Origin of the sequence: Shewanella kaireitica, assembly GCF_023284045.1 — a bacterium.
Lineage (GTDB): Bacteria > Pseudomonadota > Gammaproteobacteria > Enterobacterales > Shewanellaceae > Shewanella > Shewanella kaireitica.
On record NZ_JAKIKQ010000001.1, the window covers coordinates 436,464 to 459,533 of the forward strand.

A 23,070-nucleotide genomic window follows, 5' to 3' on the forward strand; every position below is an offset into this window, starting at 1 on the left:
AGTTAGTGCAGGCCGTGGCTAACAATACGATTAATCGCTTTGTTTATATCGTCTAATGTGCTCGAACGGTTTGACTTTGCTTTTACTAAGTAAATGGTAGGGTGAGGTTGAGACAAGTAGAGTCGGTTGGTTTCCATTTCAGATAAGCAACACACATGCAAACCTGGTAATAGATTACTGTGCTCATAAACCTTGCTATAGGGCAGTAGTGCTAAGTGATCTGTCTGTGCTAGAAGAGGTTGTAAGTCGTGAAAACTTAGATTGCTGTTAAAGTTATCGGTATTAGCTAGTCGACATTGGATATGATGTTGCTGGCAGTAAAATATAAAAGGATCAACGGAGGTCGGAGTTGCTAAGTCTTGTGCGCTGACATAGGGATAGTCAGCAATGGTATCTAAATCCAAATCTCGTTTTAGAATGGGGTGCAAGGCGTCGCTTACAAGGTACATATGGTTTAGCTTTTGCAAAGGGGTTATCTCCAATGCATTGGCATAAAACTGCAGTAATTCATGATTCGATTCTGTGACAATAGCAACATCTAAGGCTCCAGACTCTATGTCGGCAAAGGTATTAATTGATTGAGTGTGTAGTTTGTAACTTACATGAATTTCAGACTGCTCAATAGCTTGGTTAAGCTGCTGATGAAGGTGTTGAGCTAACATATCGCTGGCATATATATTGACTCGCTGGCTACCCAAAGCCGTTACAGATGTTGATAGCTGTTGTAAGTGATTTGAACACTGTAAAAGTTCTTTCGCGATAGGGTAGAGCTGTTGGGTAAACTCGTTTGGGACGAGCCCATGTTTCTTCCTAATAAATAAAGGGTTATTAAATATGAGTCTTGCATTTTGTAGGCAGCGACTTACTTTTGGTGCAGGAATATTCATTTTCTTTGCAACGTATGTTGCTGAATGCTGCTCATATAAATTAACGAGAATACTAATGCTAAGTATGTCTAGATTTTCAATAGTTATATTTTGCATGCTGAACTCCTCACTATTTCAATCTTTAATATTAACCATACACCAATTGTTATGTTCGGTAAAATAATAATTGAACATGCTTGTTTAATTTATTAATATATTTCGCGCTGGTTTTTAATATCAGAGGTCATAGTTACCTCTCTAACTTGAGCGTCTGTAATACTTTGTTTTTAATTGATTTGTTTTAATTGTCTTTTAATGTGAAGTTTGAGTTTCTATATTTTGATAACGTCATATCTACTTTCTGCATATCTGAAATTATTAATATCTATAATTGATTTTGTGATTGCTTATTGATTTATATATAATGATTTTTATATTTGTTGCTAACAGTTTTTTAAGGCGTAATAATTATATCGAAAGTTAAAAAGTAAGTAAGAACTTGGAGGTTTATTATGAATGCCACAGTGATATTCAGTTATGCTTTTATATACTTTGTTTTATTTCTGATTGTTCCTCTCGTAATCGTAACTTTTGTAATGACATGCATTAAATTTTTTAAAGCCAGTGAAGTTGAGATGGTCGGTGCTGAAATTAGCATTAAGCCTCATTTGCTTGATAAAGAATCAATGCATTTTTTGAAAAGCTTAAAGGCGATAGCTAATAAACGTTACGATATTCTTTATGGTGCGTCATTGGTTAATGTTGTTGATATTGACGATTCGGTAAGGCACCACGAAGAGGTTGAAGATTTTATGGAGCACTGTCACCTTGATTATGTTGTTGTCGACAACGAGTCATCTTCGGTTAAGTTGGTCATTAGCAACCCAGATGAGAGCTCTCCTGAACAGGCCAAGTTCATTGAAAAATGTTTAGATTATATTGGTGTGCAATTCATCAAACTAGATAAGCACAAGCAGTGCGATGAAGCCCTAATTAAAACAGCGCTAGCCGCATAATTCAGTCTGACTCAGCGCCAAATGAATCATTTGGCGCTTATTCCTTATCTTTGCTGTTCACCTATTGGTGTAAGGTTTTGTTATGTCATTGACTAACCGTTACGGCGTTTCTGTTATCTATATCGTATGGTTTCTGCTCCTGTGGTTAAGCTTTCCAGGCTTACCTGTTGCCGTTGAAGTGAGAAGTATCGACACTAGCCACTGTTTAAAGTGTCATAAGCGCAATGGCAAAATGCTGGGGTTACATGCAAATCAAGGACTTGCTATTACCTGTGAAGATTGCCATGGCGAGAAAGGTAAGCATCCTAGAAAAGACTCTAAGATCATCAGATTTGGCGTGGAAAGCGATACTCAAATAAAGCGACAAGTAGAACAATGTTTAGCTTGTCATGATCACGAAGCACTTGCACAGGCGCTTTGGACTCATAATGTGCACTCGACGCGAGTATCTTGCGCCCAGTGCCATCAACTTCACACCGAAACGGATCCTGCATTAATGCTCATTGGCCCAGCTATAAGCCAATCATGTGTTAAATGCCATCGAGATAATCATTAGGAGGCACAGGGTGGATACTTCAAAGAGAAGATTTCTAAAAGGTTGTGGCGGAGTGATTGCTGGGGTTTCAGTGTATTCAATGACGCCGCAGCCACTGGCTAGCAATGCAGTCGGGGACAGCGAAATTAAGTATGCAATGTTACATGATGAAAATCTCTGCATAGGCTGCAATGCTTGTGAAGATGCTTGTCGAGAGGTAAACCAGGTTCCGGTTGGTGTCTCTAGAGTTAACATCATACGAACGGGTCCTTATGGTGAATACCCTGAACAAAGTTATCGATTTAGTCGCCATTCTTGTCAGCACTGTGAAGCTGCACCTTGTGTCAAGGTCTGCCCTACGGGAGCGGCCTATATTGACAAAGACACTGGCATTGTTGCTGTTAACGAAGATCGTTGCGTAGGCTGCCAGTACTGTATTGCAGCTTGCCCTTATCAGATACGTTTTATCAATCCGCTGACAAAAGTCGCTGATAAATGTGACTTTTGCCAGCAAAGTCAGTTAACTCAGGGTTTACAGCCAGCTTGCGTGTTGGCCTGTCCTACAGAGGCACTGGTTTTTGGAAACCTAAAAGATCCAAACTCAGCATTGGTTAAGGCTCTTAAGTCAAAACCCACCTACCGGCAAAAGATTGATTTGGGGACTCGGCCTAAGTTGTTTCATGTACGAACTGTTGATGGGGAGATAGTATTATGAGTGCTTTTCACTTTGACGGCCTAGTTTGGCATTGGCCGATTGCGATTTACCTTTTCTTAGCAGGCTTATCGGCTGGAGCAGTCTTTTTCGCCATTATGCTAAAGCATTTTAAGCTGGCTGAAAGGGCATATTTATCACCCTTTGTGCAAGCGGCTGCCATTATTGCACCGATTGCTGTTTGCGCCGGTTTAGGCATTTTGGTGATAGATCTGACCAAGCCGTTAGCATTTTGGAAAATACTGGTGTTTTACAACACCTCATCAGTGATGTCGATGGGGGTGCTTGTACTTTTGGTTTATCAATTAGTGCTATTCGCCTGGATTGGCAGTGTATTTAGCTTGCCAGTAATTAAGTGGTTAGATGGCCGTTTTCATCTGCTGGCTAAGTGCTTAACGCTGTTGGCGCGACATGAGGATGTTATTACCGGTGTGTTGGTTATTTTGTCGCTATCTCTTGGTGCTTATACCGGTTTCTTATTGTCAGCTCTTATTGGTTTCCCGTTACTAAATAACCCTGTTTTACCATTGTTATTCTTAATCTCAGGGCTGTCTTCTGGAGCCGCTGCGACGCTTTTGGGAGGGGTATTGATGCGTGGTAACCCTAATGGCACCGAAGTGAAATTTATACATCGGATTGAGATCCCGATGATCTTAGTCGAAATTATGCTGTTATTTACCTTTTTTGCGGGGCTAATTTTATCGGGAGGACAAAGTCAGGTTGCAGCACTTAATGCTATTGGAGAGGGATTTTGGGGCTGGATTTTTTGGGGCGGAGTGGTTGGCGTTGGATTAACTTTACCCCTAGCCTTTAATCTATGGATGAAGGTTTCATCCGAACGTAAGTTGACCTACGTTGCAGTGACCGCGAGTTTTAGCTTGCTTGGGGTACTGCTATTACGAAATTTTATTCTGTACACCGGCCAGATGACAGGTGTGTAAAGAATATACTTTTAAAATTCAACCAAGAGTTATTTCTATAAAAAAGGCTGTTCACTTTATGTGCACAGCCTTAATCTATATATGGTGAAAAGCGTAATCAACAATAATATTGTTATTTTTGATTTTGCTCCATAAGGTATTCATTGGCTTTTGCTAAACTGCCAAACGAAGCAATTAGATTGCTTTGACCTTTTTCTTGGATTTCAGGGTTTCCAGATTGGGTCATCATCCATATCCATGTTTGGATGAGTGGTAAAGGTGGATATTTTTGATTGGATGAATCCAACATACTTGCATCCCTAGATAGTTAATTTGAACTGAGCATTTCGATGCCCTTAGTTCTGTTTGCTTTAAAATCGAAGTTAAAGATAGTATCAAACCCTTTCCGGTTGAGTAATAATGTTTGCACTACTTTAAGCAATATTTAGATGCCTCAATGGGGGAATATCTGTTGCGACCAAAGATACCCCCACATAGTGCTAAAGTAGTACTTTTTGTGGGCAGTTATCAAGCTTTAATTTAACAAAATCACTACAGCTGTTACCTGTTATTTGGCTCTGAGTCGTTATTTTCCATACTCAAGAGTCGATCTTTAATTTGTAAACTCTTATTTATTGGAAGTAATCATGCGCCCCTCCTTATATTTTGATGGTCCCGTCGGAAAACTCAATTGGCATGTATTGAAACTGCTTTGGCCATATTTGTTAGAGTTTAAGCAAAGAGTGGGGTTAGCATTGCTATGTTTAATTGTGGCGAAGGGAGCGAGTGTCGGTTTACCGTTCGTGTTAAAAGCACTGGTTGACGATTTGACCCTCGATGGAAAGAGTGCCCTTTTAGCCGTACCTGTTGGTTTAGTCGTAGCCTATGGCGGTATCCGTCTGCTAAACACCATCATTTCAGAGGTCAGAGACACGCTATTTGGTAGAGTGACTGAGCGTGCGATACGGCGCTTAGGGATCGCCGTCTTTGAACACCTGCATCGACTTGATATGGCTTTTCATTTAGAAAGACGTACAGGTGGTTTGTCTCGTGATATAGAGCGAGGCACCAGTGGTGTGAGTTTTTTGATGCGCTTTATGGTGTTCAATATCGTGCCAACATTGTTAGAGATTATCTTGGTTGTCGGGATCTTATTTTATAACTATGGTGTCGGTTACGCTGCAGTAACGCTGCTTTCTGTGGTGGCTTATGGTGCTTATTCTGTGGTGGCGACCGAGTGGCGTACAGGTTATGTCAGAGATGCAGCCAAAGCCGATTCCGTTTCTAACACGCGAGCAGTCGATAGCCTGCTTAACTATGAAACGGTAAAATACTTTAACAATGAACAATATGAAGCTAACCGCTATGACAGTGCTTTAGCTGACTGGGAGGAAGCCAAGCGCAAGAATCGATTGTCATTGTTTGCTTTAAATGCGGGCCAAGCTTGTATTATCTCCGTGGCGATGACCATCATGCTCGCTATGGCGGCAAATGATGTTGTTCAAGGTGTTATGAGCATTGGTGACTTTGTACTGATTAATGCATTTATGATGCAGTTGTTTATTCCGCTTAATTTCTTAGGTTTTGTCTACCGGGAGATCCGTGGAGCATTCGCCAATATAGAGCGTATGTTTGGCTTGTTAGATAAAGAGCCGTTGATCGAAGATATCGATAATGCAAAAACTGAGAAGCTGACCAAAGGCGTCGTTTCATTTGAGCAAGTCAGCTTTGGTTATGATAGCAGGCCTATTCTTGATGAGGTCAGTTTCTCTGTTAAGTCTGGGCAAAAGGTTGCGATTGTCGGCGACAGCGGGGCAGGAAAATCGACAATCGTAAAATTACTGTTTAGGTTTTACGATGTTGTGTCTGGAGTTATTCGCATTGATGGCCAGGATATTAGAGAATTAAGTCAAGATACCCTTAGGCAAGCGATTGCAATCGTCCCGCAAGATACCGTGCTATTTAATGACACATTAATTGAGAACGTACGCTATGGTCGCCCCAGTGCGACAAATGCTGAGATAGCTGAAGCAATTGAGATGGCGCACTTAGGGCATTTTATTGAAAGCTTGCCTGAAGGTGGCGAAACCCGTGTCGGTGAACGCGGTTTAAAGTTATCTGGCGGTGAAAAACAACGGGTAGCAATTGCCCGAGCAATTCTCAAACGGGCGCCAATTCTAGTCTTTGATGAAGCAACCTCTTCTCTGGATAGTCATTCTGAACAGGCTATATTAACTGCACTAAAAGAGGTGGCGAAAGGCCACACGAGTTTAGTCATTGCCCACAGATTGTCGACTGTAGTTGATGCTGACCAAATATTGGTGCTTAGTCAGGGGCGGGTGGTTGAAACAGGGACTCATACTCGCTTGCTTAATGCTGGAGGTTTGTATGCCAAACTTTGGCGGATCCAACAAGAGTAGTTACTCGAATAGATTGGTATAAGTGTTTGAGGTTTTAAGCAAAGGCTGTATACAATTCAGCCTAGGTTCAGATTAGTGTGCTTATAATCAGCTTAACATTAATCATGATTATGCTGAGAAGGTCAAAATGAAGAACATACCTCTACTTGTACATATCGAAGGGCAAGACAGCAAGGTTAACACCGATTGGCTTGCCATTATGGCTACGCTTAAAAAACGTGGTTTAGAAAAAGATGAGCTCGAAGTGGTTTATTTTGAATTATCAGCAGGCATGCGCGTTACGACTCGTGGTTTAAGCTTGGCGAAAGCAAGTCCTGTGGATCCGCTTAAAGGATTGTTGTACGAACCGAAATTTTCAGCCCGTGATTACGCTGGAATGCTAACAGCTTAGTAGTTTAGCTTGCCTATTTTCCATCCTTCACAAAGTAAATTTTGAGGGGAAGGTGTTTTCATCGGCTGCAAGCTGGTGATTTTGCCTTCTCTAAAACAGACATATTCCCCCTCTATCACTGTCATTCGTTGACAGCTATTGCAGCTTATAGATAGCCCTTTATTTTGCTCAGGCATATCTTTGTCATCCATTACTTGACTCCATACATAAAAGAATGCTGTTTGGGCTAGTATTAACCTACTTAGTTAAAGATAGTTCTAACTAACCCTTATTGGATATGCTATTTAATCACTAAAAATGCAGTAGTCCAAGTCTATTTAACTATAAAACTAACTTTATTAACTAATCATTCAAATTGTGACAACGTAAACTATTTCCCAAAGTGACGTTTTTCTAACCTCACCTCGCCCGTTTCCTCAATCGTTAATAGGTACAGATCTCCGTAGTCAGATTCTGTTAATGGTGTTATTTTTGGACCGCCCAATGCACTGATAATAAGTGAAACCGTATTGGAATGCCCTGCGACTATGCTGTTTTCATCTGAAGCGTTAACGAGCTCAACGATTTGTGTTACGTGTTCTTGCAAACCGTCAGCAGTGCCGACGATGGATATTGTAATATTATTAGCCTCTGCAATGGGCTTTAGTGTTAATTGTGTGCGCTGGTAGTTACTGGCGATGGCTTGGGAAAAGGAGAGTTTAGGTAAGGCCTTAATGAGTGCCGTGGCTCGTATTGTTCCCTTTTCACTTAATGCTGGGTCGCGTGTACCATCACTGAGTTTTTCTGCGTGACGCACCACTATGACCGTTTTGCTTTTTACTGCATTGGGAGTCGCTTGTTCGACAGCGAGTACGCTATTGCCATTCAACATGAAAATGGCGAATACAAATATTGTTTTGATGGTGACTTTCATAGGTAGGCCTTGAGTTTACTCATTTTATTTCTGATAAAGAAAGGTTTAACTGCATTACTCGTTTAGTTGTTAACATTTTTACAGCTCAAAAACATCTTTGATAGATTAATCTTTCTGAATATGAAATAAAAGTTTATGCTGAAATGACGACGCACTTTTGGAGCAGATTATGTGGATTGAAGGCAAAGTCATAGAACGCCAAGATTGGAGTGACAAGTTATTTTCCCTAAAGATTAAAGTCGATATTGGTGACTTTATTGCTGGTCAGTTTATTAAGTTGAGTCAGTTGATTGATGATAAACGCATTGGTCGAGCTTACTCTCTAGTCAATCCGCCCGGAACCGATTATATCGAAGTGTTGGCCGTTGCTGTGGATGATGGCCAGCTGTCGCCTAATCTTCAAGCACTCTCTAAAGGGGATGTTATTGATGTAGCGACCAAAGCCTCGGGCTTTATGACCCTTGATGAGCTTCCTAAAGATGATAACAAGGGAGAGCATTTATGGTTTTTAGCAACAGGCACAGCCGTCGGCCCTTTTATCTCAATGATGGCGACCAATGAACCATGGCAAAGCTACCAGAAAGTAGTGTTAGTTTATGGTGTGAGAGAGGTTGAGGATTTAGCCTACTTGCCCCAACTTAGAGCGTTTGAAGCCAAATATCCGCAGCAATTTAAACTGGTGTTATCGGTGACGCGAGAGCCTTTTGAGGGCGCATTAACTTGCCGGATCCCTGATGGGCTTAACAATGGTGATATAGAAGCTAAAGCAGGTATCAAGCTATCAGCTAAAGATTCACAAGTGATGATTTGTGGCAATCCAGGAATGATTACAGATGCTCAAGATTGTTTGAAAGAACGGGGCTTAACTAAAAATTTACGCCGTGCCCCTGGGCAGATTACGGTCGAAAAATATTGGTAAGGAACGCGTCATGAAATTGTATTATTCCGATGCATCGCCCTATGCGCGCTGCGTTAGAGTGTTTATCTGCTATCACGACATTGAAGGTGTTGAAGAGATTATTGCTAATCCTTTTGATAACTCCCCTGAACTCCTTAGAGTCAACCCGCTAGCCAAAATTCCCTGCTTACAACTGAATGATGGCTCTGCACTCTATGATAGCGAGGTGATAATGCGTTATTTAGACGCTGAATTTGGTCAGTCTCGCTTATTTGGTTCAACGGGGCATAATTGGTTGCAGCAGTGCCATTTTTCATTGTTAAAAGGCATTTTTGATAGCGCTGTTTCGTTAAGGCAAGAGCAACTTAGGGAGGATGAAGGCTTACGGTCTTCGTTCTGGACCTCGCGATATGAACAGGCTTTATTAAGAGGCCTAAAAGAGGTTGAGACGTTGGGGATTACTCGTAGTGCTGAATTAACTGCGCTGCAAGTTATGTTGGTTTGTTTATTGGAATACATCGACTTTCGTCATCCAGATCTGCCTTGGCGAAATGTTACTTCAGCATTGAGTGTTTGGTTAGAGCAAGCGCAGCAAGCTGATGTTTTTATTGCGACAAGACCCAAGATGTAGATTGGTATAGATAAATAGCCCAGTTGTATTAAGTTTATGTTAATTAAGCCATTACTAAATAGAGATGGCAAGTTTTTAGTCGCTAAAAGTTTGCACTAATTACTTGCTGTTATCGCTCTGATTGATTACTCTTGTTGCAATTGAGAATTATTATCAGCGTCGTGCTGGCTATTAGATATTGTTAAAGGGGTAAAAGGTCATGAGAGTAATCACCAGTCTAATGATGGTTGGACTTCTGTGTAGTGCAAGTGTGGTGAGTGCCGCTGAAAGGTTAACGGTTTATTCGTATCGTCAGGCCTTCCTTATTGACCCTATTCTAGCTGACTTTACTAAGCAAACCGGTATTGATGTCGACGTCGTTTTTTCAAAAAAAGGTATTGCTGAACGTATGATGCGTGAAGGTCGGTTATCAAAGGCCGATATTGTACTGACATCAGATTTTTATCGTTTAATGGAGTTAGCTGAAAAAGATCTGGTGATCCCTGCTAAAAGTGATGTCCTTAAACAAAACATACCGCAAAAATATCGCTCTCCTGATGACATGTGGTATGCACTCACAATGCGTGTCCGTAATGTTTACAGCTCAAAAGAGCGATTAGGTAAGCTGGATATCAATTATGAAGATCTTGCTGACCCTAAATTCGCAGGCAAAATATGTACCCGCAGCGGTAAGCATCCTTACAATGTGTCATTAGTTGCTTCGATGATCGCTCACCACGGTGAAGCGGAGGCAAAAACATGGTTAGAAGGTCTAAAGTCGAACCTTGCACGTAAGCCACAGGGCAATGATAGAGCTCAGGTGAAAGCGGTAAGTGAAGGGTTATGCGATATAGCGATTGGTAACAGTTATTACCTCGGTAAGATGTTGCAAGACCCTAAACAGAAGCCATGGGCTGATGCGGTGGAGATTAATTTCCCAAATCAAGATAATCGTGGCTCGCACATCAATGTATCAGGTATGGCGTTGGCTAAGCACACTAAAAATGCAGAAGCGGCTATTCAGTTGATGGAGTTCTTATCAAGTGATGCAGCGCAACAAACATATGCTGATGTTAATATGGAGTATCCGGTTAAGGCTGATGTAAAACCGTCAAAACTTGTCGCTTCTTGGGGGAAATTTAAAGCAGATGATCTTCCTATCTATAAGTTAGCACAATACCACGGTGCAGCGATTAAGCTTTTAGATGAAGTGAAGTTTGATCTTTAAGCTTACTATTTAAGGTTGGTCTAACACTATTACTATATAGTGTTTCAGCTTAAATCTTTTGTGGTTGTACTGTCAGAGCCTATCTTTATGATAGGTTTTGTTTTTTAGGTACTTTTATTTTCATGACTTCTGGGCATCTAACATCATGATACTAGGCTTAGCAAAACGCTGGTCTGTTGCAAGTTACACCTTAGCGCTTCTCATTGTCATGCCGCTCGTAGCGCTTATATTGCAATCATTTTTGCCCGATGAAGCTGTTTTCGGTCATCTGATGGCAACCGTTTTGCCGACTTATATAAGCAACACTTTGTTGCTTATATTTTGGGTGGTGATTGGCGCTCTTATTTTTGCAATCCCAGCAGCTTGGTTAGTGGCAAAGTGTCGATTTCCAGGCCGAAATATATTCCAATGGGCACTGCTATTGCCTTTAGCTATGCCTGCTTATGTCGTTGCCTACGTTTACACTGATCTTTTTGATTATGCAGGCCCTGTGCAACGAACTCTTCGAAGTCTATTTAGCTGGCAAACACCTCACGATTATTACTTTCCGCAAGTACGCTCTTTAGGGGGCGCCGCAATTATGCTGGCGTTAGTGCTGTTTCCATATATCTACCTATTGGCTCGCACTGCGTTTATGGAACAATCCACAAGTTTAGGCCATGCGGCTCGAGTTATGGGCTGTAGTCCGTGGAAGAGCTTTTGGAGACTCAGTTTACCAATGGCAAGACCAGCCTTAGCTGTTGGTGCGACGCTTGTTGCCATGGAAACGGCAGCTGACTTTGCTACAGTAAGCTATTTTGCAGTGCCTACACTCACGACTGCGGTTTATGATACTTGGTTCGAATATGGCAGTTTAACGGCCGCCGCTAAGCTTTCTACTATCATGTTGTTTGTGGTATTTGCCATGGTGGGTTTTGAGCGCTTTGCACGTCGCAAACAACAGCTTTTTCAAAAGCAGTCTGCGCCAGGCGAGCTTGACTACTTTTGTCTTAATGGTGCAAAGGCGTTTGCTGCTACAGGCTATTGTTTTATCTTACTGGCACTCGCATTTATGCTTCCTTTTGCAATATTATTGCAATATGCATGGGGCTATTTTGCAGAGAGCTGGAATGCTAAGTTTTTCGAATACAGCTTTAACAGTTTGTGGATTTCGCTGGTTGTCAGCCTTGTCTGTGTCTGTATCGGTATTGTGCTAATGTTTGTCAGAAGGGTGAGTCCACATAAAGCTGATATGTTGCCTTCAAGACTCGCTTCTACCGGCTATGCGCTACCTGGAACAGTATTAGCCATTGGAATCTTGGTCCCTTTCACTCAACTCGATTTTGCTATTAATGATTTAGCTTACTATTTTGGCCTACAAGAACCTGGGCTGATACTAACGGGAAGTTCATTCATTCTAATATGTGCCTTTTGTATTCGTTTTGCTGCAATTGCTATCGGTAGTATAGAGAACAGTTATAAACGGATTTCACCCTCTTTAGACATGGCAAGTGTGACATTAGGTCTTACCCCTAAATCACTGCTTGCGAGGGTTCATATTCCTTTACTCAGAAAAGGTATTTTTGCCGGGTTATTGTTGGTTTTTATAGAGTGTATGAAAGAGCTTCCAGCAGCTCTGTTACTTAGGCCGATAGGTTTTGAAAATTTGGCAACCTATGTTTTTCAATTTGTTTCAGATGAGCAGCTCGAACACGGTGCGTTAGCGGCAATCGTTATCGTATTGGTTGGTCTCGTTCCTTTGATTTATCTGAACCATTCGTTGGAGCAAGAAAAGTAATTATGGCTACATTACAAGTAAGCAATGTTCATAGTAGTTACCAAAAGCACGTTGTGCTGAAAGGGCTGGATTTAACGGTTGAGAAAGGTGAAATTGTCGCCTTGTTGGGACCGAGTGGTTGCGGTAAAACCACACTGTTGCGCGCGATTGCTGGTTTACAGAGTATTTCTGCTGGCGAGATAAAAATCAACGGTAAAGCAGTGGTATCTGATAACGAGTTTGTTGCCAGCGAGAAACGTGGAATTGGGATGATTTTCCAAGATTACGCTTTATTTCCTCACTTGACTGTTGCTGAAAACGTACTCTTTGGCGTAAAGCTAGCTGATAAAGCCAGCAAAGCTGCAAGGCTTGAGAATATGCTGGCTCTAGTCAAGTTGGATGGGCTGGGGGAACGTTATCCACATGAACTATCTGGTGGACAGCAACAAAGGGTATCGATTGCTAGAGCACTGGCCTATGAGCCAGAAGTCCTTTTGCTCGATGAACCCTTTTCTAATATAGATGCCAAAGTCCGCAGAGAGATGATGCTTGAGATCCGTAATATTTTGAAGAGTCATAATATTAGTGCGGTTTTTGTGACGCACAGTAAGGACGAGGCGTTTGTTTTTGCAGACAAGTTAGCATTATTTAACCAAGGGCAAATCGTGCAATGTGGTGATGCCGAACGCTTGTATTTACGGCCTGAAGATAAGTATGTCGCTGACTTTCTAGGCGCTAGCAATTATCTTGAAGCGACAGTGATAGCAGACAAAAGAGTGTCTACACTTATTGGTGATATCGAAAGTGACCAACAACTTAAGGCCACAGTCGGTAGTGAAGTTGAGTTATTACTTAGACCACAGCAACTGCAGATCGCTAGAAGTGAGTCGGGCGTTGGTGAAGTTATCGAACGACGTTTTCTTGGTAGCGTTTGCCAGTACTTGGTCAGTATTGGTAGCAAAACACTTGATATTCACAGTGAATACTTAGATATCAAGATCGGAGAAAAGGTGGCAATTACTACAACGCTACACGGTTTAGTATTATTGTAATTGACGTAATTGACGTAATTGACGTAATTGACGTAATTGAGGCCATTAACTGACTTTTATCGCTACATAGTAACGTCCAGTGTATTTATTGAGTTGTTTTTTCCTGTGTTTATTGACTATTTTACTAAGCTTGAATCTAGTGTGTTTAGCCCAATATTAAATTGCGCGCTCTCCGTGCTTACTCTTGCTGATACTATTGGAAAAACTGAGTGATACTGGTGGCTAGCTTAGTAAGTTGATTAAAGATAAGTCTTTATTTTTGGTTAATGTGCGTCAGATATAATTATTAATGACTAAAGTTGTAGATAATATTGCCGAAGATTAATGAATAATAAGGGTTACAGATAAAAATGGATAGTCAGGTTATGCCTCGTGAACAGCTGGGAGTTTGTGCGGAAGGAAATTTGCACAGTGTCTATTTAATGTTTAATGCGAATGATGGTGTTGATTCGCAGGTGCGCCCGTGTGTAGCAAATGTGGCTCAATATATTCATGATCTTGCCGATCAATTTGCCGACAGTGCCTTTAATGGCTTCGTCGCAGTAGGCGCCAACTACTGGGATACGCTTTATCCTGCAGCTAGACCTTGCCAGTTGAAACCATTTCCAGCCATGAACCAAGAAAATAGAGATGCACCGGCGATAGAGTATGATCTGTTTGTGCATGTTCGCTGTGACCGCTTTGATATTCTTCACCTTGTTGCCAACGAAGTATGTCAGATGTTCGAAGGCCTGGTTGAGCTTGTCGATGAAGAACGCGGCTTCCGTTTCATGGATAGCCGAGATTTGACTGGTTTTGTCGATGGCACTGAAAACCCTAAAGGTCGTAGTCGCCAAGATGTCGCATTAATTGGAGAGGAAGATGCAGCATTTAAAAATGGCAGTTATATACACGTGCAAAAATTTGCGCACAATTTGAGTAAATGGAATCGCCTACCTGAAAAGAAGCAAGAAGACATCATTGGCCGTACTAAAGCCGATAATATTGAATATGCTTCTGCAGATAAGCCGTTAACCAGTCATATTAAACGGGTCAATTTGAAGGATGATGCCGGTAACTCAATGGAGATCTTACGCCAGAGTATGCCTTACGGTACGGTCAAAGAGCAGGGGTTAATGTTTATCTCTACTTGCCGTAATTCGGTGAACTTTGAAAAAATGCTCGAGAGTATGGTTTATGGTGATAACGAGGGAAATCATGATCACCTTATGCATTTCACCCAAGCTTTAACTGGATCATCGTTTTTTGCACCCTCGTTAGATTTTTTAGATAAATCGGCTTAAAAGACTAGGGGCTGTTGATCTTTCACGGTTGTTTTTGCCGCAGTTTATTGGCTATTTTGACAAGGCGGAGGCTATGCCGTTTAGTTATTCTCCACAAATAGTCTACAACACAGTAAAAATAGCCAAGAAACGCGGCCCTTTGGGTTCGATTCAATGCTTCTATTCTTTTATGACTAGAATGTGTTATGAGCTTTTCACTTAGCCGGCTAAGCTTTATCGCTCAAGCCTTGTACTAGAAGCATTATTCCTTACGGTAAAGAATCGAACAAAAACTAAGCTCGAAAGTTCAACAGCCCCTAAGCAATATCGACAAAAAAACGCACATTCAGTGCGTTTTTTGTTGATATGAGTTATGACTCTTAATCTTCATCTTTATCAAAGTAGCTCATGGGACGACGGCTATAAACTTCGTTCATGCTTCGAACCAATACTTTATTGGTTTCGGGATAAACGACTACATCGTGAGCATCGCGGTTTCCTACAACTAAAAAGATAAAATCAGCGTCACTGTGATTAACAAGTTTGTGCGCGACACCAGAGTTGGCAGTAAAGCAGATATACTTGCCTTCACTAAACATATGAGGCTCTCCATCAAGATAAAGCGTAGCTTCACCTTGCATAGCATATATATGTTCTTCTTCCTTGGTGTGATAATGAGAAAGGGCTGAAGTCATGCCTGGCGCTAATTTTTCCATGGTGACGCCGACTTTTTCTGCTCCTGCCGTATCACCAATGTGTTTTTGATGACTGCCATAGTCCTTTTCGTGAGACCAATACTCCCAGCCCACATCAGAAACATCAATTAATTTATTTTTCATTTTTATTATCCTCAACGTAGGAATGCTGTCCTATTTGGCAGTATAACGATATTGTGAGAATAAAAAATGATAGATTCAATATATTGTATAAAGAAAACATTGGAGGATTGCTTAGAGAAGGAGTAGGGCGGCGTTTCCGCCCGTTTGTTGTTTTTTGAAAAGTTAATCCGTGTAATTGAACAACGACTTAACTGTTTCTAATGTATCTTCAATTTGCTGAATATTTGATGGGCTGATAAAAATGGTATCATCGCCAGCGATAGTGCCAAGGATGCCTTCAGGCTTGCCTATTGAGTCGAGTAACCTTGCGATTAATTGCGCCGCACCTGGACTGGTCCGTACCACAATCATCGACTGATTATGATCGACATCCAATACTAAGTTTTTAAGTGGGCTACCGGCAGTTGGGACACCAAGCTCAGCCGGCAAACAGTAAACCATCTGCTGTTTGGCATTTCTGGTTCTTACTGCGCCAAACTTACTCAGCATGCGGGATACTTTAGATTGATTAATATTACTAAAGCCTTCCCCTTGAAGGGCTACCACAATTTCGCTTTGGGAGCCGAAACGCTCCTCTTTAAGAATTGACTTAAATGTTTTAACTAATTCGTCTTGATTTTTACTTGCTTGCATATTTTATTATTCTTTATTCAAAAAAATCCGTTATATGATGATTATATTCGGCTTTCATGTCAAATGTTATTCGTTTTATTGAATAAAAATTCATAGGGTAAGTGTGTTTTTAGTTGTGAGTTAGGGTGTAGAGTATAAATTCTAATTTTTTTAGTCTGTCTATTTCGAAGATGTAACTTGCCCAAAGCTAGGCGGGCTGGGCTCTGAATGTGATTGCATACTGAAAAGTGAATCTAAAGTAGATTGAACACGACTAAGGGATAATTGAATTTTTGTTGTGAATCCAGTACTGTTGCGCCATTAGAAAAACAGATCTAAATCACAAAAATCCAAGAATTGACGGAGATAACTATGAAAGTTGCTGTACTTGGTGCTGCTGGCGGTATTGGCCAAGCGCTTGCCCTACTATTAAAAACTCAATTACCTGCTGGTTCTAAATTATCGCTTTATGACATTGCTCCTGTAACACCTGGTGTTGCGGTTGACTTAAGCCATATACCAACTGACGTTGAAGTAAAAGGATTTGCTGGTGAAGATCCTACCGCTGCACTTGAAGGTGCAGATGTAGTGCTAATTTCTGCTGGTGTTGCACGTAAGCCTGGTATGGATCGTTCGGATCTATTCAACATCAATGCAGGTATCGTACGTAACCTCGTTGAAAAGTGTGCAGCAACAAGCCCTAAAGCGCTTATCGGTATTATTACTAACCCTGTAAATACCACGGTAGCGATTGCTGCTGAAGTACTTAAGAAAGCAGGCGTATATGATAAAAACCGTTTATTTGGTGTCACGACCCTTGATGTTATCCGCTCTGAAACTTTCGTTGCTGCGGCAAAAGGTTTGAACGTTGCTGACGTGAAAGTTAACGTTATCGGTGGCCATAGTGGTGTGACAATTCTTCCGCTTCTTTCTCAAATCGAAGGCGTTAGCTTTACTGACGAAGAAGTTGCAGCACTAACAACACGTATCCAAAATGCGGGTACTGAAGTGGTTGAAGCTAAAGCCGGTGGCGGAAGCGCAACACTTTCTATGGGTCAAGCGGCGTGTCGTTTCGGTTTGTCTCTAGTGCGTGGCCTGCAAGGTGAAGCAAACGTTGTTGAGTGTGCCTATGTCGATGGTGGCAGCGAGCATGCTGAGTTCTTCGCACAGCCTGTAGTTCTAGGTAAGAACGGCGTTGAACAAGTACTTGCATACGGCGATGTTAGCGCATTTGAAGCGAATGCTCGTGATGCAATGTTAGACACACTAAAAGCTGATATCGATTTAGGTATTGAGTTTGTTAAGTAACTCTATTTTTTAGAAGTTAGTTGCTTAAAGCCAAACGGAGCCAATTGGCTCCGTTTTTGTTTTGATAAGCAGGAATACTAGTGGTTGCGTTGTACCGCAATTTTAGCCAGCGATACTAACGCTGTTTTATATTCTGACTCAGGCAGTATGCTTAATGCTGAGATAGCCTTATTTGACTCTTCAATAGCACGTTGCTCAGTATACTCAAGTGCGCCACAGCTTTTTAGTGCACTCAAAATAACTTCGATGTGCTCTGTGCCGTCACCTTTCTCGATCGCTTCTCTAATCAAGGCTTTTTCAGTGTCGCTGCCATTAGCCATGGCGAAAATTAGCGGCAGTGTCGGTTTACCTTCTGCTAAGTCATCCCCTATGTTTTTGCCTAGCTCTTCTGTTTCAGCTGTGTAGTCAAGAAGATCATCGGTCAACTGGAAAGCAGTGCCTAAGAACTTGCCGTATTCAGCAAGTGCCGTTTGCACCTCTTCTGAGCTTTCTGCTAACAGGCCTGCTAAACGTGTAGCGGCTTCAAACAGTTTTGCTGTCTTACAATAGATGACACGCATATAGCTGTCTTCTGTTGTGTCAGGGTCGTTACAATTCATTAATTGTAAGACTTCCCCTTCAGCGAGGACATTGGTGGCATCAGCTAGGATCTCGAGTACTTCAAGACTTTTTAGCTCTGTCATCATCTGAAATGAGCGGGTATATAGAAAGTCACCGACCAGCACGCTCGCACTATTGCCAAAAAGGGCATTGGCCGTTTCTCTGCCACGACGCAGCATTGATTCATCAACTACGTCATCGTGTAGCAATGATGCGGTATGAATAAACTCAATAATAGCAGCCAATTTTAGGTGAGACTCACCGTTATAGTCGATCGCTCTAGCGGCTAAAATTGACAATAAAGGTCTTAAGCGTTTACCGCCACCGTTAATAATGTAAAAGCCTAACTGGTTAATTAGGGCTACATCAGACTCTAGTTGTTTATAGATCAGTTGGTTGACAGCTTGCATATCGCTATCAGCCAATTGACGAATGGCGTTCAAATCCATAAATAGGCTCTATTTGTTGGCTACAATGACAATCAGCAGCTCATTTTAGACATAAATGTTATAATAGAAGGATTCTACCTAAATTTGAGCTGCAAGACAGTAGTTGTCGGTAATTGTGAGAGTTATTTGGGTCTTTTTTTATTCTTATTCAATTAGCACTTGTCAGATGCGGGTTCTTAGCGTAAACTCCGCGACCATTGTCATTAAAGCTTTTATAGCACCCCTGCATCAATCTATTATGTTTTGAGCGGCGTGTTAGAAATATCGGAGTAAAATAGCTATGTACGCTGTTTTTCAAAGTGGCGGCAAGCAACATCGCGTTGAAGCCGGTCATACAGTTCGTTTAGAAAAATTAGAAGTCGCTACAGGCGAAACTATCGAGTTTGATCAAGTTCTTTTGGTTGCTGATGGTGAGACTGTACACGTAGGTGCACCTTTAGTTGAAGGTGGTAAGGTTGTTGCTGAAGTAGTTAGCCATGGCCGTGCGGAGAAGGTAACTATTGTTAAGTTCCGTCGTCGTAAGCACCACGATAAGAAGATGGGCCATCGTCAATGGTTCACCGAAGTTAAAATTACAGCTATTAGCGCTTAATTAGGAGTCTAACTCATGGCACATAAAAAAGCTGGCGGTTCTACTCGTAACGGCCGCGATTCAGAAAGTAAACGTCTTGGTGTAAAGCGCTTTGGCGGTGAATCAGTTCTAGCTGGTAACATCATCGTTCGTCAACGTGGTACTAAATTCCACGCTGGTGTTAATGTTGGTATCGGTCGTGACCACACTTTATTCGCACTTACCGATGGTAAAGTGAAGTTTGAAGTTAAAGGTCCACAGAACCGCAAGTTCATCAGCATTGAAGATTAATCTTTAGCTTCAGCTAAGATTGATACTAAGCCCCGCCATTGGTGGGGCTTTGTTTTTTTTAATATTAAGTAAATTGTGTTTTGGCGACTAGAATCGTTAAGAGTATAATTCTTTCATTCTGTGGTGCCAGGAGTTGGTATGAAGTTTGTCGATGAAGCGACTATCCGTGTAGAAGCGGGTAATGGTGGCAGTGGTTGCGTCAGTTTTAGACGTGAAAAATATGTTCCTGATGGTGGTCCTGATGGCGGTGATGGTGGCGACGGCGGCAGTGTTTATCTGCAGGCTGACGAAAACCTTAACACGTTAATTACCTATCAGTTTGAACGCTTCCATAATGCCGAACGCGGTAAAAATGGCCGTGGTCGTGACTGTACCGGTCATGGTGGTGAAGATCTCGTGCTTAAAGTGCCTGTTGGTACAAGAGCTGTAGATGCTGAGACAGAAGAGACTCTTGGTGATTTAACCACGCATGGTCAGAAAATGCTTGTGGCTAAAGGCGGTTTTCATGGTTTAGGTAATACTCGTTTCAAGAGTAGTACTAACCGTGCCCCAAGACAGAAAACGCTTGGTACCGATGGCGAAGTGCGTAGTTTGAGACTTGAGCTGATGCTACTTGCTGATGTGGGATTGTTGGGGATGCCTAATGCAGGTAAGTCTACTTTTATTCGTTCTGTCTCAAAAGCAAAGCCGAAAGTAGCCGACTACCCATTCACAACTTTGGTTCCCAACCTTGGGGTTGTTAACCCAAGACCGGGTCAGAGTTTTGTGATTGCTGACATTCCCGGCCTTATCGAAGGTGCGGCAGATGGCGCAGGTCTAGGTGTTCAGTTTTTGAAACACTTAGAGCGCTGTCGTGTACTGCTGCATATCTTGGATATCGAGCCGATTGATGGCAGTAGTCCAGTTGATTCGGCACGTGCAATTGTCGGTGAACTAGAGAAACATTCTCCAAAGCTTGCAGGCAAGCCACGTTGGTTAGTGATCAATAAAGCCGATCTAATGCTTGAAGAAGAGCTGCAGCAGAAAATCGATAAGGTTGTCGAAGAGCTTGAGTGGGACGGTGAAGTCTTTACTATCTCTGCTTATAACCGTGAAGGCACTGCCGAACTCGCGCTTAAACTTTTGGACTTTATTGCTACGCTACCTCCTGAAGAGGAAGTTGACGTTGAAGCGGAAGTTGAGTTTAAGTGGGATAACTACCACCAAAATGCCAACGAATCAGTTAATGAAGATTATGTCGATGATCATGATGACGATGATTACGATGATGATGATTATGACGTTGAGGTTATCTATCAAAGATAGATAGTTTCAGTTAAGGACGTTGAGAATTGTACGCTGACACACAAAATGATATTACACGTCAAGTTGTTAGGGTTGCTCAACTTCTTTTAGCTTATGGTGCTGACTCTGAACTTGTTGAAGAGATTAGTCAGCGCCTAGGCTATGCGCTAGGCCTTGTTAGTGTTGAAATCTCGATCTCTTCAAACTCCCTCGTTTTAACTAGCCTAGTTCATGGGCGCTGTATAACGACTACCCGACGAACCCGTGAGCACGGGATCAATATGACCATAGTATGTGAACTTCAGCGTATTTGTCTATTGACCGAGAAGGGGATCTACGGCTTGAATGAAGTGCGTAAGCGTGTCGCTCGCATTGAGCCTAAAACATATCCAGCAAAGTACGTTGTACCTATGATCGGCTTGTCCTGTGCAAGCTTTTGTCATCTGTTTGGCGGAGACATTGCTGCTTGCGTAATCACCTTTATGGCTTCAGCGATTGGCATGTTTGTTAGGTTGTCGATAGCAAAACGACATTTCAATCTGCTACTGAACTTTAGTGTTACAGCTTTTGTGACTACTATTATCGCGCAAACCGGCTTTCAATTTGATCTCACTGAAACACCTAAATTACCGATGGCGGCTAGTGTATTAATGCTGGTGCCAGGATTTCCGATGATTAACGCTATTTCGGATATGGTAAAGGGCCATTTAAATGTAGGGATTTCCCGCTGGGGCCATGCGACCTTGTTAACACTTGCGTCTGTTATCGGTATTACCATGGCAATGCAGATTGGTGGCTTGTTTTTATGATGTCTCTTATTTTAGCAATGCTAAATGATGCGGTGTTTTCTGCTATCCCTGCAGTGGGCTTTGCTATGGTGTTTAATGTTCCACGTCGTTTCTTGCCTTTTTGCGCACTTGCAGGGGCATTAGGGCATGGTAGCCGTACTTTATGGCTTAGTGCTGGTTTACCTATAGAATGGGCCACTTTTTTGGCGGCAGCGCTTGTAGGGATTGTTACTATTGGTTTTGCTAAAAGACATTTAGCCCCTCCATTAATGTATGCTGTGGCGGCTATCATTCCAATGATCCCTGGGACGTACGCATTTAATACTGTTATTGCGCTTGTCCAGTTGACTGCTCAATCGCATGTGAGTCCTGAACTGACGTCAGAAGTTATCAGTAACGGACTTAAAACTGTATTTATTCTTGGCGCATTATCTGTAGGTCTTGCCATGCCTGGACTGCTTTATTTTCGCTCGCGTCCAGTTATCTAACAACATTAAGAGGGAACTGTTTTGAAAATTGCTATGATTGCCGCAATGGCGAACAACCGGGTTATTGGTAAAGACAACAAAATGCCTTGGCATTTGCCAGAAGATCTTCGTCATTTTAAGGCGTTAACTTTAGGTAAACCCGTTGTAATGGGGCGTAAAACCTATGAGTCTATAGGTCGGCCGTTGCCTGGTAGACATAATATTGTCATTAGCCGCCAAGCTGATCTAAACATTGAAGGTGTAACTACTGTCACCAGTTTTGAAGATGCAAAAATTGCAGCTGGCGATTGTGAAGAGCTGATTATCATGGGAGGAGGGCAACTTTATGCTGAACTACTCGAAAAATCGGATATTTTATATTTAACTGAAATCTCGCTTGATGTCGAAGGAGATACCTATTTTCCTGATTGGGACGATGGTTCTTGGTTGGAAGTATCGAGAGATGTAGCTAAAAATGATAAACAATTGGAATATAGCTTTATCAAATTAGTTAAAAAGTGTTAAATTAATAGGGTTGTTTAGTACCCTGTAACGATGATTAAGAAAGCGCGTTATTAACTAATTGTGCTTTCTTAATACAATAAATAAAAACTAAAAGAGTAAGGAGTGTCTGATGCGCTTGCTATCCATGAGCATCGCTACACTATTTGTGGCATCTTCAATATCGATTTCATCCCCGGCGTTAGCTAACCAAGACCAACTTGCTGCAAATATTTGTAACTACGTTGTTAGCGACGATAAAAACCGTCTTCGTAAAAAACTAAAAGAAAGCCGAGTTAAGCTGCGAAATATTTATGACGGTGTTTCATGTAATGGTGACAGTTTATTAAGAGTCGCTATGAAAAGCGGTTCTAATGCAGTAGGTACATTCGTCGCTAAAAGATTACCAGTGTCGGATCTTGGTAAAGCAGAAGCCGATGGACAGACTATTATTGCATGGGCTGAAAGTAACGGACATGCAGGTAGTGAAATAACCTCGGCAATTAAGAGCCGTATCTCTGGCGGTTAATTTCCAGTACTTAATTGTGCAAATAAAAATACTGGGTTAACCCCAGTATTTTTTTACCTAAAATTTAATATGAGTAGAGTTTTACCTTAGTATAAAAAGGCCATCTACTCGTATTTCAAATGAATAATAAGTTCTTTAATCTATAACTTCGAGTTCAAGAGGCATTTAATGCTAACTCGAACTTAGTTTTATCGGTAAATAAATAGATTGATTGGGGACAAGCAAATAAAAAAGGGGGCCGTAATGGCTCCC

General features: G+C 41.7%; 27 protein-coding genes. 20 read left to right on the forward strand and 7 right to left on the reverse strand.

What is annotated here, in order from left to right:
• Positions 1–2: 2 nt before the first annotated feature.
• Entirely contained in the window at positions 3–983 is a 981-nt protein-coding gene (locus L2730_RS01790) for a LysR family transcriptional regulator (RefSeq protein WP_248973022.1), read from the reverse strand.
• Between the two features lie 479 nt (positions 984–1,462).
• Here L2730_RS01790 and L2730_RS01795 point away from each other — a divergent pair, with 479 nt between their 5' ends.
• The 4 genes from L2730_RS01795 (at position 1,463) to nrfD (ending at position 4,070) form a co-directional block, all read left to right on the forward strand.
• Positions 1,463–1,882 carry a DUF2726 domain-containing protein gene (locus L2730_RS01795; RefSeq protein ID WP_248973023.1) on the forward strand — a complete coding sequence of 140 codons (420 nt, stop codon included), beginning with the start codon at positions 1,463–1,465 and terminating at the stop codon, positions 1,880–1,882.
• Positions 1,883–1,964: 82 nt separating this feature from the next.
• On the forward strand, positions 1,965–2,438 hold the full coding sequence (locus L2730_RS01800) for a multiheme c-type cytochrome (RefSeq protein WP_248973024.1): 474 nt from the start codon (positions 1,965–1,967) through the stop codon (positions 2,436–2,438).
• A 10-nt stretch (positions 2,439–2,448) separates the two neighbouring features.
• A complete protein-coding gene (locus L2730_RS01805) occupies positions 2,449–3,132 on the forward strand; it encodes a 4Fe-4S dicluster domain-containing protein (RefSeq protein ID WP_248973025.1) in 684 nt (227 codons plus the stop codon).
• Positions 3,129–4,070 (forward strand): cytochrome c nitrite reductase subunit NrfD, encoded by a 942-nt coding sequence (nrfD, locus tag L2730_RS01810; protein WP_248973026.1) that lies wholly within the window; start codon positions 3,129–3,131, stop codon positions 4,068–4,070. Before L2730_RS01805 ends, nrfD begins: the two co-directional genes overlap by 4 nt.
• Before the next feature lie 112 nt (positions 4,071–4,182).
• Here the strand turns inward: nrfD and L2730_RS01815 are convergent, their stop codons facing one another.
• Positions 4,183–4,359, reverse strand: a complete 177-nt coding sequence (locus tag L2730_RS01815; protein WP_020914117.1) for a hypothetical protein — start codon at positions 4,357–4,359, stop codon at positions 4,183–4,185.
• Between the two features lie 337 nt (positions 4,360–4,696).
• Here L2730_RS01815 and L2730_RS01820 point away from each other — a divergent pair, with 337 nt between their 5' ends.
• The gene (locus tag L2730_RS01820) at positions 4,697–6,469 is read left to right on the forward strand and encodes an ABCB family ABC transporter ATP-binding protein/permease (RefSeq protein WP_248973027.1); all 1,773 of its coding nucleotides are present in this window, start codon (positions 4,697–4,699) and stop codon (positions 6,467–6,469) included.
• A 127-nt stretch (positions 6,470–6,596) separates the two neighbouring features.
• A complete protein-coding gene (locus tag L2730_RS01825) occupies positions 6,597–6,860 on the forward strand; it encodes a hypothetical protein (protein ID WP_248973028.1) in 264 nt (87 codons plus the stop codon).
• Here L2730_RS01825 and L2730_RS01830 read toward each other — a convergent pair.
• Positions 6,857–7,051, reverse strand: coding sequence for a hypothetical protein (locus L2730_RS01830; RefSeq protein ID WP_248973029.1), 195 nt, complete (start codon positions 7,049–7,051; stop codon positions 6,857–6,859). The genes L2730_RS01825 and L2730_RS01830 overlap by 4 nt on opposite strands.
• Before the next feature lie 179 nt (positions 7,052–7,230).
• Complete coding sequence (locus L2730_RS01835) at positions 7,231–7,773, reverse strand: histidine phosphatase family protein (protein ID WP_248973030.1); 543 nt, start codon at positions 7,771–7,773, stop codon at positions 7,231–7,233.
• 169 nt (positions 7,774–7,942) lie between these two features.
• Between L2730_RS01835 and L2730_RS01840 the strand changes: the two genes are divergently transcribed.
• The 6 genes from L2730_RS01840 to L2730_RS01865 all read left to right on the forward strand — a co-directional run bounded on the left by L2730_RS01840 (position 7,943) and on the right by L2730_RS01865 (position 14,600).
• Complete coding sequence (locus L2730_RS01840; RefSeq protein WP_248973031.1) at positions 7,943–8,692, forward strand: ferredoxin--NADP reductase; 750 nt, start codon at positions 7,943–7,945, stop codon at positions 8,690–8,692.
• A 10-nt stretch (positions 8,693–8,702) separates the two neighbouring features.
• Entirely contained in the window at positions 8,703–9,302 is a 600-nt protein-coding gene (locus L2730_RS01845) for a glutathione S-transferase (RefSeq protein WP_248973032.1), read from the forward strand.
• A gap of 199 nt (positions 9,303–9,501) precedes the next feature.
• On the forward strand, positions 9,502–10,509 hold the full coding sequence (locus L2730_RS01850) for a Fe(3+) ABC transporter substrate-binding protein (RefSeq protein WP_248973033.1): 1,008 nt from the start codon (positions 9,502–9,504) through the stop codon (positions 10,507–10,509).
• A 145-nt stretch (positions 10,510–10,654) separates the two neighbouring features.
• Entirely contained in the window at positions 10,655–12,286 is a 1,632-nt protein-coding gene (locus tag L2730_RS01855) for an ABC transporter permease (protein WP_248973034.1), read from the forward strand.
• Positions 12,287–12,288: 2 nt separating this feature from the next.
• Entirely contained in the window at positions 12,289–13,317 is a 1,029-nt protein-coding gene (locus tag L2730_RS01860; protein WP_248973035.1) for an ABC transporter ATP-binding protein, read from the forward strand.
• Between the two features lie 350 nt (positions 13,318–13,667).
• Positions 13,668–14,600 carry a Dyp-type peroxidase gene (locus L2730_RS01865; RefSeq protein WP_248973036.1) on the forward strand — a complete coding sequence of 311 codons (933 nt, stop codon included), beginning with the start codon at positions 13,668–13,670 and terminating at the stop codon, positions 14,598–14,600.
• A gap of 359 nt (positions 14,601–14,959) precedes the next feature.
• On the opposite strand, the gene L2730_RS01870 is transcribed toward L2730_RS01865, so the two are convergent.
• Both L2730_RS01870 and argR read right to left on the reverse strand, forming a co-directional pair.
• Complete coding sequence (locus L2730_RS01870) at positions 14,960–15,418, reverse strand: cupin domain-containing protein (protein WP_248973037.1); 459 nt, start codon at positions 15,416–15,418, stop codon at positions 14,960–14,962.
• Positions 15,419–15,580: 162 nt separating this feature from the next.
• Positions 15,581–16,051 carry a transcriptional regulator ArgR gene (gene argR, locus L2730_RS01875; RefSeq protein ID WP_220736962.1) on the reverse strand — a complete coding sequence of 157 codons (471 nt, stop codon included), beginning with the start codon at positions 16,049–16,051 and terminating at the stop codon, positions 15,581–15,583.
• A gap of 351 nt (positions 16,052–16,402) precedes the next feature.
• Here argR and mdh point away from each other — a divergent pair, with 351 nt between their 5' ends.
• Positions 16,403–17,338, forward strand: a complete 936-nt coding sequence (mdh, locus tag L2730_RS01880; RefSeq protein ID WP_020914103.1) for a malate dehydrogenase — start codon at positions 16,403–16,405, stop codon at positions 17,336–17,338.
• A gap of 77 nt (positions 17,339–17,415) precedes the next feature.
• Here the strand turns inward: mdh and ispB are convergent, their stop codons facing one another.
• Complete coding sequence (gene ispB / locus L2730_RS01885) at positions 17,416–18,387, reverse strand: octaprenyl diphosphate synthase (protein WP_248973038.1); 972 nt, start codon at positions 18,385–18,387, stop codon at positions 17,416–17,418.
• Positions 18,388–18,667: 280 nt separating this feature from the next.
• Between ispB and rplU the strand changes: the two genes are divergently transcribed.
• From rplU to L2730_RS01920, 7 genes are all read left to right on the forward strand, one after another.
• Positions 18,668–18,979: a 50S ribosomal protein L21 gene (rplU, locus tag L2730_RS01890; RefSeq protein ID WP_020914101.1), complete on the forward strand. Its 312-nt coding sequence runs from the start codon at positions 18,668–18,670 to the stop codon at positions 18,977–18,979.
• A 15-nt stretch (positions 18,980–18,994) separates the two neighbouring features.
• On the forward strand, positions 18,995–19,249 hold the full coding sequence (rpmA, locus tag L2730_RS01895; RefSeq protein WP_012154114.1) for a 50S ribosomal protein L27: 255 nt from the start codon (positions 18,995–18,997) through the stop codon (positions 19,247–19,249).
• Between the two features lie 138 nt (positions 19,250–19,387).
• Complete coding sequence (cgtA, locus tag L2730_RS01900) at positions 19,388–20,554, forward strand: Obg family GTPase CgtA (RefSeq protein WP_248973039.1); 1,167 nt, start codon at positions 19,388–19,390, stop codon at positions 20,552–20,554.
• Between the two features lie 26 nt (positions 20,555–20,580).
• Positions 20,581–21,342 (forward strand): threonine/serine exporter family protein, encoded by a 762-nt coding sequence (locus tag L2730_RS01905; protein WP_248973040.1) that lies wholly within the window; start codon positions 20,581–20,583, stop codon positions 21,340–21,342.
• Positions 21,339–21,809: a threonine/serine exporter family protein gene (locus L2730_RS01910; protein WP_248973041.1), complete on the forward strand. Its 471-nt coding sequence runs from the start codon at positions 21,339–21,341 to the stop codon at positions 21,807–21,809. Before L2730_RS01905 ends, L2730_RS01910 begins: the two co-directional genes overlap by 4 nt.
• A gap of 21 nt (positions 21,810–21,830) precedes the next feature.
• Positions 21,831–22,313, forward strand: a complete 483-nt coding sequence (gene folA, locus L2730_RS01915; protein ID WP_248973042.1) for a type 3 dihydrofolate reductase — start codon at positions 21,831–21,833, stop codon at positions 22,311–22,313.
• Between the two features lie 109 nt (positions 22,314–22,422).
• Positions 22,423–22,818: a DUF3718 domain-containing protein gene (locus L2730_RS01920; RefSeq protein WP_248973043.1), complete on the forward strand. Its 396-nt coding sequence runs from the start codon at positions 22,423–22,425 to the stop codon at positions 22,816–22,818.
• Positions 22,819–23,070: the final 252 nt, after the last annotated feature.

Coding starts and splice junctions, on each gene's coding strand:
- L2730_RS01790 (WP_248973022.1), bottom strand. CDS start 983: ATGCAAAATATAACTATTGAAAATCTAGACATACTTAGCATTAGTATT.
- L2730_RS01795 (WP_248973023.1), top strand. CDS start 1,463: ATGACATGCATTAAATTTTTTAAAGCCAGTGAAGTTGAGATGGTCGGT.
- L2730_RS01800 (WP_248973024.1), top strand. CDS start 1,965: ATGTCATTGACTAACCGTTACGGCGTTTCTGTTATCTATATCGTATGG.
- nrfD (WP_248973026.1), top strand. CDS start 3,129: ATGAGTGCTTTTCACTTTGACGGCCTAGTTTGGCATTGGCCGATTGCG.
- L2730_RS01815 (WP_020914117.1), bottom strand. CDS start 4,359: ATGTTGGATTCATCCAATCAAAAATATCCACCTTTACCACTCATCCAA.
- L2730_RS01820 (WP_248973027.1), top strand. CDS start 4,697: ATGCGCCCCTCCTTATATTTTGATGGTCCCGTCGGAAAACTCAATTGG.
- L2730_RS01825 (WP_248973028.1), top strand. CDS start 6,597: ATGAAGAACATACCTCTACTTGTACATATCGAAGGGCAAGACAGCAAG.
- L2730_RS01830 (WP_248973029.1), bottom strand. CDS start 7,051: ATGGATGACAAAGATATGCCTGAGCAAAATAAAGGGCTATCTATAAGC.
- L2730_RS01835 (WP_248973030.1), bottom strand. CDS start 7,773: ATGAAAGTCACCATCAAAACAATATTTGTATTCGCCATTTTCATGTTG.
- L2730_RS01840 (WP_248973031.1), top strand. CDS start 7,943: ATGTGGATTGAAGGCAAAGTCATAGAACGCCAAGATTGGAGTGACAAG.
- L2730_RS01845 (WP_248973032.1), top strand. CDS start 8,703: ATGAAATTGTATTATTCCGATGCATCGCCCTATGCGCGCTGCGTTAGA.
- L2730_RS01850 (WP_248973033.1), top strand. CDS start 9,502: ATGAGAGTAATCACCAGTCTAATGATGGTTGGACTTCTGTGTAGTGCA.
- L2730_RS01855 (WP_248973034.1), top strand. CDS start 10,655: ATGATACTAGGCTTAGCAAAACGCTGGTCTGTTGCAAGTTACACCTTA.
- L2730_RS01860 (WP_248973035.1), top strand. CDS start 12,289: ATGGCTACATTACAAGTAAGCAATGTTCATAGTAGTTACCAAAAGCAC.
- L2730_RS01865 (WP_248973036.1), top strand. CDS start 13,668: ATGGATAGTCAGGTTATGCCTCGTGAACAGCTGGGAGTTTGTGCGGAA.
- L2730_RS01870 (WP_248973037.1), bottom strand. CDS start 15,418: ATGAAAAATAAATTAATTGATGTTTCTGATGTGGGCTGGGAGTATTGG.
- argR (WP_220736962.1), bottom strand. CDS start 16,051: ATGCAAGCAAGTAAAAATCAAGACGAATTAGTTAAAACATTTAAGTCA.
- mdh (WP_020914103.1), top strand. CDS start 16,403: ATGAAAGTTGCTGTACTTGGTGCTGCTGGCGGTATTGGCCAAGCGCTT.
- ispB (WP_248973038.1), bottom strand. CDS start 18,387: ATGGATTTGAACGCCATTCGTCAATTGGCTGATAGCGATATGCAAGCT.
- rplU (WP_020914101.1), top strand. CDS start 18,668: ATGTACGCTGTTTTTCAAAGTGGCGGCAAGCAACATCGCGTTGAAGCC.
- rpmA (WP_012154114.1), top strand. CDS start 18,995: ATGGCACATAAAAAAGCTGGCGGTTCTACTCGTAACGGCCGCGATTCA.
- cgtA (WP_248973039.1), top strand. CDS start 19,388: ATGAAGTTTGTCGATGAAGCGACTATCCGTGTAGAAGCGGGTAATGGT.
- L2730_RS01910 (WP_248973041.1), top strand. CDS start 21,339: ATGATGTCTCTTATTTTAGCAATGCTAAATGATGCGGTGTTTTCTGCT.
- L2730_RS01920 (WP_248973043.1), top strand. CDS start 22,423: ATGCGCTTGCTATCCATGAGCATCGCTACACTATTTGTGGCATCTTCA.